Origin of the sequence: Labilithrix luteola (assembly GCF_001263205.1) — a bacterium.
GTDB lineage: Bacteria > Myxococcota_A > Polyangia > Polyangiales > Polyangiaceae > Labilithrix > Labilithrix luteola.
Genome location: NZ_CP012333.1, coordinates 7,076,507 through 7,085,000, shown reverse-complemented (window position 1 = coordinate 7,085,000; position 8,494 = coordinate 7,076,507). Strand labels below are relative to the sequence as shown.

Genomic DNA, 8,494 nt, shown 5'->3' with positions numbered 1-8,494 from the left:
AGGATCACATCCGTTTCCGCCGGACGTCGACCTGCGCCAGTGGCAGGCGCGCGACCCTGTGGCTCCCGTCGGCGGCGCCGACGCGATCGTGAACCTCGTCGGCAACCCCATCTTTGCGAAAACCTGGACTGCAGCGCGCAAGGAAGAGCTGGCGGAGACGCGCCGAGCGGCGACAAGATCCCTCGTCGAGGGTCTACGCAAGGCGGGCGGCGAGGGCCGCACCTTCGTGTCCTCGAGCGCGATCGAGTACGCGGGCGACACGGGCGACGCGCTCGTGGACGAGACTGCCTCGCTCGGGAAGGGCTTCACGGCCGAGCTCGCAGCCATGTGGGAGACGGAGGCTCGGCGCGCCGTGGACACTGGCGCCCGGCTCGTCCTCCTTCGCCAGAGCCTCGTGCTCGGCCGCGAGGGCGGCACCATCGCGGCACTGCTGCCCATCTACCGCCGCGGGTTCGGCGGGACGCTCGGCCCGGGCCAGCAGTGGATGTCGTGGATCCACGTCGAGGACGCAGCCCGTCTCATCGTGCACGCGATTGACGACCCTCGCATCCGCGGTCCACTCGTCAGCGCCAGCCCGAACCCGGTGACCAACCGCACCTTCGCGAGGAGCTTCGCCCGCGCCGTTCACCGGCCGCGCCTTGGGCCCATGCCGGCGCCGATCATGCGCCTCTTCTTGGGCGAGCGGGCGGAGCTGTTCCTCCAAAGCCACCGTGCGGTGCCGCGGCTAGCGCTCGCGACGGGCTTCCGCTTCCGTTTCCCGGACCTCGACGAGGCCCTCGGCGATCTCCTCGGTCACGTGCACGGCCCCGCAGAGCGTCCCGCCACCGCGACCACCTGAAGCGTCGCAGACGTACCTAGTCGCGTACCGCGGAGGCCCCACCCGAGCGAAGGGGTCTACTTTCGCCAACGAAAGTTTGCTGATCGCGCCAACATCGTGTCCAGCGCCGAGAAGCAGCTCACTTGGAGCCGATGCGGCTACCCTTTTCGCGCGGGGCGATAGGCGCGCGGTGTGCCGCGGTTTCCGTCGTGCTCGAACGACGCGTGGCATAGTGATGGGCCGAACGTCATGGGGAACCAAAAGCACCGTCTGGCTTCCGTCACGCTCGGGACTTTGGTCTGCACCGTGGCGTTCATCGTCGTTCAGGGGTGCCGCGGTCCGCGTCACGCGAGCGGCGCATCCGCGTGCGACACGCTTCGTGACGTTCGCCGGGCCGCGTGCGCGAAACGTGCAGACGCGATCTCCCGCGACCCCGGATACGATGGGAAGGTTCAGGATGCGAGGTGCATGTCGGACTGCGCGCCCGACACAAGCGCGTGCCTCGAGACACGCGACGGAGCATGGGACGTCGTCGTCGATGAGCGCACGTGCATCGCAGGCCTGCCTTACGAGGCCGGCCCCGAGCGGACCACCTGGCGTCTCCTGCATCTCGGGAAGACGGCGAGAAGCGTGCGCTCGTCAGGGCCACAATCGAGCGTCATGCCCCCTCGCCTCGAAATGGTTGGCGGCCAGGTCCGCGTGAGTTTCACGGAACGTTTCGACTACACCTGCATGGGAAGCGCGACGACGCCGTCGCTCCTCGATTGCCTCGGCTCACGCACGCTGCGTCGCCCCGCGTGGTTGCCCGAGCACATGAGCGTTCAATCCGGGCGCCCTGATTCGGCCCGATGGGAGCCTGGGAAACGTTGGGACTCCGGCTCGCAGAGCCTCATGCTCGACGAGAACGGTCGCGCGCGCGTATCGCTCGAAGCGATGCCGCTCGATGTGCACGATGACGACGTCAGCTCGTGGGTCCTGGCAGGGCCGACGCTGCGAGGTAGCGTCGACGACGCAGGTGTCGTCTCGTTCGACGCGCCCGAGGATCTCGCCTCGGATCGCGCGGAATGCAACCAACTGCCCTCCCCCTCGAAGGCGCACGCCTCCTCATTGTGGAGGAGCGCGCTCTGCTCGCGGTTGCAAGGGCAACCCGTCGCATGGATCGTCCGCGAGTGGAACGCGAAGTGCGCTTCGTGGAGGAAGGGCGCAGACGACGAGTACGAGCTTGCAGGAGCGTGCCGCGTCGACGCCGACAACCTCTGGTCAAACACGAAGGGCGTGCCGAAGATCGTCGTACACTACCTCGAGCAGGTCACGCCGTGGCCGACCCCGGCGGGGGAACGGCCGCCGCCATCAACTGCCGAACGTCGCAGATGATTCGTTCTACGTTCGCCAACGAAAGTCCGCGATCCGCCTTGCTCGCGCGGCGCCCTCTCCTACCCTGAGCCGCATGATCCACGGCGCCCACGTCATTCTCTACAGCAAGGACGCGGAAGCCGACCGCGCCTTCTTCCGCGACGTCCTCTCGTACCCGTTCGCCGACGCCGGCCACGGCTGGCTGATCTTCGCGCTGCCGCCCGCGGAGGTGGCGGTGCACCCGTCGGACGCGAACGACACGCACGAGCTCTATCTCATGTGCGACGACGTCCACGCACTCGTCGAGCAGATGAAGGGCAAGGGGATCGCCTGCTCGCCGATCGACGAGCAGCGCTGGGGGTCGATTACGCGCGTGACGTTGCCGGGCGGAGGCAAGCTCGGGATCTATCAGCCCAAGCACGCCTCGCCGCTCCGGCCAGCCGGATCGTGAGCTCGCCGCACCGCTCACGTCGGTGCAAGCCGCGGGCGACCTTCGAGTGATCGCGACCGAGCTACGCGAGCGTTCGGCGCCGTGCAGACGACGTACACGATTCCTGTGCGAACGCGCACCTCGGTACGTACCTTGCCTTGTCTAGAAAACGATGATTCGACGTTTCCTCGTACCCGCCTTCCTTCCTGCGTGCTTGTCCCTCTCGCTCTTCGCGGGCTGTTCGACCTCGAACGACACCGCGCCTACAGCGGTCTCCGCCGGAGAGGGTCCGGCGCCCGGCGCTCCCGATGCCTCCGTCGACGCCGGGCCTGACGCCTTTGTCGAGGTTCCGGTTTGGAAGGAGACCAGCGTTCAGATCGCAATCTCGAGCTCCGGCTACTGGGAGGGAGCGACAGGTTACGCGAAGGACCGTGCGGACATGTCCGACGAGCAGCTCACCGCCGTGGCAGGCCTCCGGACGATCCAGCCGCGCGATGTGCCGCGACCGGCGGATGGGACGAGCATAGAGGTTCGCGTGACCGACCAGGATGGCAGCGTCGCCACCTTCCGCGCAGAGGAATTCAACGTACCTGCGGCCGCGGGGGCCTTGCCCACGATCGACTACGACACGCTCAAGCCATTTCTCGCCACGATTCAGTGCTTGGCGGCCCACGACGTGCCGTCGGTAGCGAGGACGACGGAAGCGCCCGTCGATCCTGCTGGTGCCGACGTCAGCAGCGCCGTCGCCCTTCCGGCGGACACCGGATGCGTGAACGGGGTGTTCGTGCCTTATCAGTGCAGCGATAGTTTTCTGACGTTCGATGTTCAGGCACCCACGACGTACGACATCGTGAGTGGTCGCTGCCTCGAGAACCTGAGCCTGCGGATCTATTCGAACGATCGCACGACGCTCTTGGCGACAAGCGTGCCCGGGAGCGGCGATGCGTGCTTCACCCTGCGACACACCTTCGACGTCGGACGGTACCTGCTCGTCATGAGCAAGACGAACGCTGCCGGTTGCTCGGTCGACGGGAAGACGGGCGATACGAGCCTCCGCATTCAGAAGGCGAAGTAGCGCGCGGCCCACGCGAGGCCACGCCGGCACCGTCGAAAGACGAATCGCGGCGTGAGGTTGACCGGAGCGCTAGCATTCGAGCGCATGCAACGCAGACGACATCCGCTCGTCGCCCTGGCCTTGGTCGTGGGCCTCATGGCGTGTTCGCCGGCGCCTCGCACGACGCCGCCGGTGGACTCCTCTCGTCGCGACGCCAGCATCGCGATCGCACCGCGAGCGTCGGCGCTCGACGAAGCCGGCGCACCGGAACCGCCGCGCCCGCTCGACGCCCACCCTTCTTGCGACCGATCGGAACTACCCCACAGGCATCGCCGTGGACGGCGACTCCGTCTACTGGGCTTCGTCTTCGGGGTCTCTCGCCAAGCTCGAGAAGCCGCGCTGAGCGCGCTGACATGCGGGCGCGTTGATGGCGCGGCGCTCTAGTGGATGATGACCGGACGGGTCACGAGGTTTCGCTGCGCCATCCCACCCGGATACGCGTAGCTCGCGTAGGCAGCCCAGCCCCAGAGCGTCGCCGAGAACGCCCCGTCGCTCTTCACGCGATGCAGCCCGAAGGTGCAGGTGTTTGCGCCGAAGGTCTCGCCGGGACCGCCGTTACGCGAGAGGTCGACGCGACGGAACTCGAACTCTCCGCCGTTGCCGATCGGCGTCCAGCCGTCGAGGTTCTGACCGGCGCACTCGAGCCAGACGTCCTTGAAGCCGACCTTGTCGCGTTGCCGAATGAGAACGAGCGACGTGTCGTCGTACGTCGGATCGGCGTAGAAGGCATAGCTGTTCAGGTACTGGCCAGCGGGGACGACGTTGACGAACTCGGGATCGCCCTTCTGCCCCGACTCCGGGTTCTCCGCGCCCGTCATGTACGCCGCGAGATAGAAGGGATGATCGGCGTCCTGGCTCCGAACGACGAAGGGCTGGGGCGAGGTGAAGTTCATCACCTCGCCTGCGTTCAGCGTCTGCGGCGCGCCGTCCGGACGCGCCGGATCGTAGGTCAGCGTCGTCCCGTCGAACGCCGCGACGATGCGGTGGAGCGCCGGCTCCTGATCGTCGACCCGGCCTCGGTAGCGGACCGCCGCGTAGGTGCTCCCCCACTGGGAGAGGGCTGGGAGCTCTTGCTGCGCCGAATCGCACGCCAAGATCCCCGCAGGGATTTGCATGCACGAATGGCCGCCGAAGATCGACGTCGGCCGGGTCGACTCGACGATGCTCCCCGAGAGCTCCTCGTCCTGAGAGAGCTGGAGGAACTCGCCCTTCGAAAGCGTATACGTCACCTTGGTGCCGCGAAGGCCAGGCTCGACGTTCGGGCCGCCCTGGATGTCCTTCGCCGGCACGACGGTGACGACCGTGTCGTCCTCCGCCGCGACGATCTGCGCGCCCGGGAGCCCACGATCGCTGGTGAGCCTCCGCTGCGCCGGCTCGATGAGGACGTGCTGCTTCCCCCAAGAGACGACCGGTAGGAGGAGCGTCGCCGACGGCACGAAGCTGGCCGCGCCGCCGAACGGGTAAATCGTCGCCACGCTGAGCGGCACCTCGCTCGTGAGATGGAACGACGACGACCTGCCCGATCGCGCCGGGACCGTCCAGCCCTCGAGCGCCGGCTTCACACCTTCCGGACAGCCGATGTGGTTCACCTGCTGGTTGCCCGGAGGCGCGCTCGCGAGGAAGACCACGACCGAGTCACCGGCCACCACGGGGTTCGACGATCGCGTCAACTCCGACGTGCCAGGCGTGAACTTGTAGATCGCCCCCGTGAGATCGAGCTTGCGCCCCTCGAGCTCGAGGCCAATCTCGGCGGGCACGCCCCACACGTTGGTGACATAAGCCGCGTAGCAGCTTCGCGCCCACGCCGGATGAACCGGCGGCGGCTGCATGTAGAACTCGCAACCGAGCGAGCTCTGCGCGTTAGCGGTCGCCTGGCAGGCGGGGACGCACTGGCCGTCGGCGCAGCCGAGCTCCGGCGGACAGGTGTCGACGACCTCGCCGTTGCACGAGCGGATGACGGAGCGGAGATCGAGCGAACACTGCAGCGGGCAAGAATTCTCAGGCGCGCCGGCCTCGCCGAAATCCGGCGCTGGCGCTGGCGCGAAACCATCGCGCTTGCCGTCGCCGCACGCGCCCACGACGCCCACGGCGCCGAGCACCACGACAGCGCGGAGGAACGTCCTCGAAGATACCTTCATGGAAGGAACACTGCCTCTCATGGAAGAGTCACCCGCTCCGGTTTGGTGCTGAACGTTCCGATGCCGCCACGCCCCAGCGTGCCGGCGGTGTCGTCTCCCCAGCAATAGATGCTCCCGTCTTCGAGCAGGGCGCAGGCGCTCTCTCCGAGCGCGCGCACCGACACCGCCGGCGCCGGCAGACCGGCGACCTTGGCCGGCACCTGCGCGAAGGTCCGCGTCCCGTCGCCGACCTGGCCGCGCTCGTTCTTCCCCCAGCAATAGACCAAACCGCCCGCCACGACGGCGCAGCCACGCTGGTAGTCGCTCGCGAAGTCCTCGGGCGCCGTCGAGATCTGCGTCACCGGCTCGGGGACGCTGACGATCTCCGGCAGTGAGCGCACCGGCGGAGGGATCCTGTCGTCGGTCACGGGGTCGGGGTAGTAGCCCCAACAGTAGGCTCTGCCTCGCGCGACGGCGCAGACGTTGGCCCCGGCGACGTCGATCGCGGTGACACCGTCGAGGCGAAGCGGCGTCGGGTACGGATCGAGGGCGAGCGACGACGGGCGCCCGAGCACCCGCTGATCGCCCCAGCTGAGTACGCCGCCGCCCGAGCGGAGGATGAACGTCGCGTCGCCGACGGCGAGCGTGGAGGGTGCCGGCCCGGCCGGCAGCGCGACGACGGTGGCGTCGACGGCGGCGTAGGGTGTCCCGCCGGCGTCGACGTACGCGCTCTGTGGACCGAGCGGCTCGAGGCCATATCCCCAACACGAGAGCTCGTCGCTGGCGAGGATCGCGCAGCCGAAGTCCGAGCCTACGCGGTGGCCGACGCGCACGGTCTTGACCGGCGGGAGCGGCAGCGTCGTCGGTGCGTTCGAGCCGTCGCTGCGGTGATCGCCGAAGCCCCAACACGTGACGCTACCGTCGCCGAGGACTGCGCACGTCTCGGTAATTTCCTTGGCCCCATCGACGCCGACGACGAAGTCGGCCTTGCCGCTCGGACGGACGCCGGCGTCCTGGCCGCGACCGAGCTCACCGCGATCGTTCGTTCCCCAACAGGCGACGCGGCCGCTGTCGAGGAGAACGCAATACGCCTTTGCACGGACGTCGAAGAGGAGGTCCGGCGACCACTCCGTCTCGCTCCCGATGACGTCGGCCGCGGAGGTCGATGTCAGCGCGACCGCGCACGGGGTCACGGCACAATGCACCTGCCTCGGCGGTCCGGCGTCGGCGTACGGGTCCGGCCTCGCGTCGCCGTCGGCGTCGCTGGCGCCGGCTTCGGGCGAAGCCTCGACCTCGGCGCCGGAGTCCACCGCGGCCTCTTCTTCGGCGGGAATCGTGTGGGACACCTCGACCGACGTGCAGCTCGCAACGGCAACGACCAGCGGCGGCAGGACGAACAGCGCAGCGACGCCGGCGGCAACGCGGACGGCGCGGTCAGGGACCGATCTTGTGGAGCGCATACGATCCTCCGAAGAGCCAAATGTCGGTCGCCGAGCGTCCGCGGAGCTTCAGGTCGGCAACGAGGGGAATACCGTGGAGCGCGATGCTCGCGATCGCGAACGCGCCGCCGTCTTTTCGAATGTCCTCGTTGTGGTAGAGGACCTCGACGCCCGACTGCGTTCGGACGGCATAAATCTCGTTCTGGGAAGGCCCCCAGACCCGCGAGCCCATGAGCGCCCGGGCCTCGAGGACCTCGCCGAGAGCGACGCCGCCGTCACCGTCGTGCGAGGCTTCGAGCCAGGTTCCGCCCCGGGTCCAAGCGGTGGCGAGCGTGCCCTCGCCGAGCACGTAGGCTTGGTCGAACCACGCGAGCGTCGCGTTCGCGCCCGGGCTGCTGACGCACATGCCGACGTTATCGGAGTACTCGAACGTGCAGTCGGCGAGGACGACGTAGCGATCGCCGACGAGGCGGGCGAGGTACCCGCAGAAGGAATCCTGGCTCCAGGTCTGGTCGCCTCCTCGCACGCCGCTGAACCAAACGTCGTCGCCGCTCGTCCCGGCGATCGTGGTGAAGGAGAAGATCTTGTCCCCACACTCCGGCGAGGACCAATCGGTCTCTTCGTGCAGCGTCTTCCATTCCGCGGCCCCGGCTGCGCGTCGGTGGATGCGATGCGCCGAAGCGGCGAAGACATCTGCCCCTGCTCCCCAGATCGAGAGGATTGGCTCGTCGTTCGACACGGCCTCGGTGGTGAAGCTCCACGCGCCACCGGACCTCGTGCCGTGGACCACTTGGCCCTGCTCACCCCCCGCCCAGACCTCGTCTCGCCCCGCCGCCCAGACGACGCCGAGACCAGAGACCCCCTCGTGGATGAAGCTCCATCGCTCGCCCTCGAAGGCGAGGAGGCCCGCCGTGCGGTCGGCCGCGAACGCTGCGCCTTCGAGCGGCCACAGATCGTCGAAGCGCGTCGCCGGGTCCGTGGTGCGCGTCGTGCACCACCCGGTCGTGCTGCACGGGAGTGCGCCGTCGCCGGAGTCGAGGACACTCGAGTCGCGCCCCGCGTCCGAGCCCGGCACGCTCGCGTCGGTGTCGCTGCCGGTGTCCGGCGGGCCCGCCCCGGGATCGACGTCCTCGTTGCTTGCACATGCGGCCACGCCCGCCGCCGCGGCGGCCGCGGTGAGGAGCGTGCCGATGAAGATTCGTTGCCTTCGATAACGCATGAAGC

The 8,494-nt window shown here is 68.5% G+C and carries 7 protein-coding genes (1 of these 7 only partly in view); 4 read left to right on the top strand and 3 right to left on the bottom strand.

Features of this window, described 5'->3' with window-relative positions:
- The 4 genes from AKJ09_RS30690 to AKJ09_RS30675 all read left to right on the top strand — a co-directional run.
- Positions 1-838: the 3' portion of a TIGR01777 family oxidoreductase gene (locus AKJ09_RS30690; RefSeq protein ID WP_169928002.1), read on the top strand. It extends 113 nt beyond the left edge of the window; only the last 838 of its 951 coding nucleotides appear in the window; its start codon lies off the left edge, out of view; it ends in the stop codon at positions 836-838.
- Between the two features lie 228 nt (positions 839-1,066).
- Positions 1,067-2,191 carry a hypothetical protein gene (locus AKJ09_RS30685; protein ID WP_146651419.1) on the top strand — a complete coding sequence of 375 codons (1,125 nt, stop codon included), beginning with the start codon at positions 1,067-1,069 and terminating at the stop codon, positions 2,189-2,191.
- A 73-nt stretch (positions 2,192-2,264) separates the two neighbouring features.
- Positions 2,265-2,621 (top strand): VOC family protein, encoded by a 357-nt coding sequence (locus tag AKJ09_RS30680; RefSeq protein WP_146651418.1) that lies wholly within the window; start codon positions 2,265-2,267, stop codon positions 2,619-2,621.
- Between the two features lie 151 nt (positions 2,622-2,772).
- A complete protein-coding gene (locus tag AKJ09_RS30675; protein WP_146651417.1) occupies positions 2,773-3,675 on the top strand; it encodes a hypothetical protein in 903 nt (300 codons plus the stop codon).
- A 419-nt stretch (positions 3,676-4,094) separates the two neighbouring features.
- Here AKJ09_RS30675 and AKJ09_RS30670 read toward each other — a convergent pair whose 3' ends face one another.
- From AKJ09_RS30670 to AKJ09_RS30660, 3 genes are read right to left on the bottom strand one after another with little or no spacing between them, the layout of a single operon-like run.
- Positions 4,095-5,852, bottom strand: coding sequence for an IgGFc-binding protein (locus tag AKJ09_RS30670; protein ID WP_146651416.1), 1,758 nt, complete (start codon positions 5,850-5,852; stop codon positions 4,095-4,097).
- A gap of 17 nt (positions 5,853-5,869) precedes the next feature.
- Entirely contained in the window at positions 5,870-7,291 is a 1,422-nt protein-coding gene (locus AKJ09_RS30665; RefSeq protein WP_146651415.1) for an RCC1 domain-containing protein, read from the bottom strand.
- Positions 7,266-8,489 (bottom strand): hypothetical protein, encoded by a 1,224-nt coding sequence (locus AKJ09_RS30660; protein WP_146651414.1) that lies wholly within the window; start codon positions 8,487-8,489, stop codon positions 7,266-7,268. Before AKJ09_RS30660 ends, AKJ09_RS30665 begins: the two co-directional genes overlap by 26 nt.
- Positions 8,490-8,494 lie beyond the last annotated feature (5 nt).

Coding starts and splice junctions, on each gene's coding strand:
- AKJ09_RS30685 (WP_146651419.1), top strand. CDS start 1,067: ATGGGGAACCAAAAGCACCGTCTGGCTTCCGTCACGCTCGGGACTTTG.
- AKJ09_RS30670 (WP_146651416.1), bottom strand. CDS start 5,852: ATGAAGGTATCTTCGAGGACGTTCCTCCGCGCTGTCGTGGTGCTCGGC.
- AKJ09_RS30660 (WP_146651414.1), bottom strand. CDS start 8,489: ATGCGTTATCGAAGGCAACGAATCTTCATCGGCACGCTCCTCACCGCG.
- AKJ09_RS30665 (WP_146651415.1), bottom strand. CDS start 7,291: ATGCGCTCCACAAGATCGGTCCCTGACCGCGCCGTCCGCGTTGCCGCC.
- AKJ09_RS30680 (WP_146651418.1), top strand. CDS start 2,265: ATGATCCACGGCGCCCACGTCATTCTCTACAGCAAGGACGCGGAAGCC.
- AKJ09_RS30675 (WP_146651417.1), top strand. CDS start 2,773: ATGATTCGACGTTTCCTCGTACCCGCCTTCCTTCCTGCGTGCTTGTCC.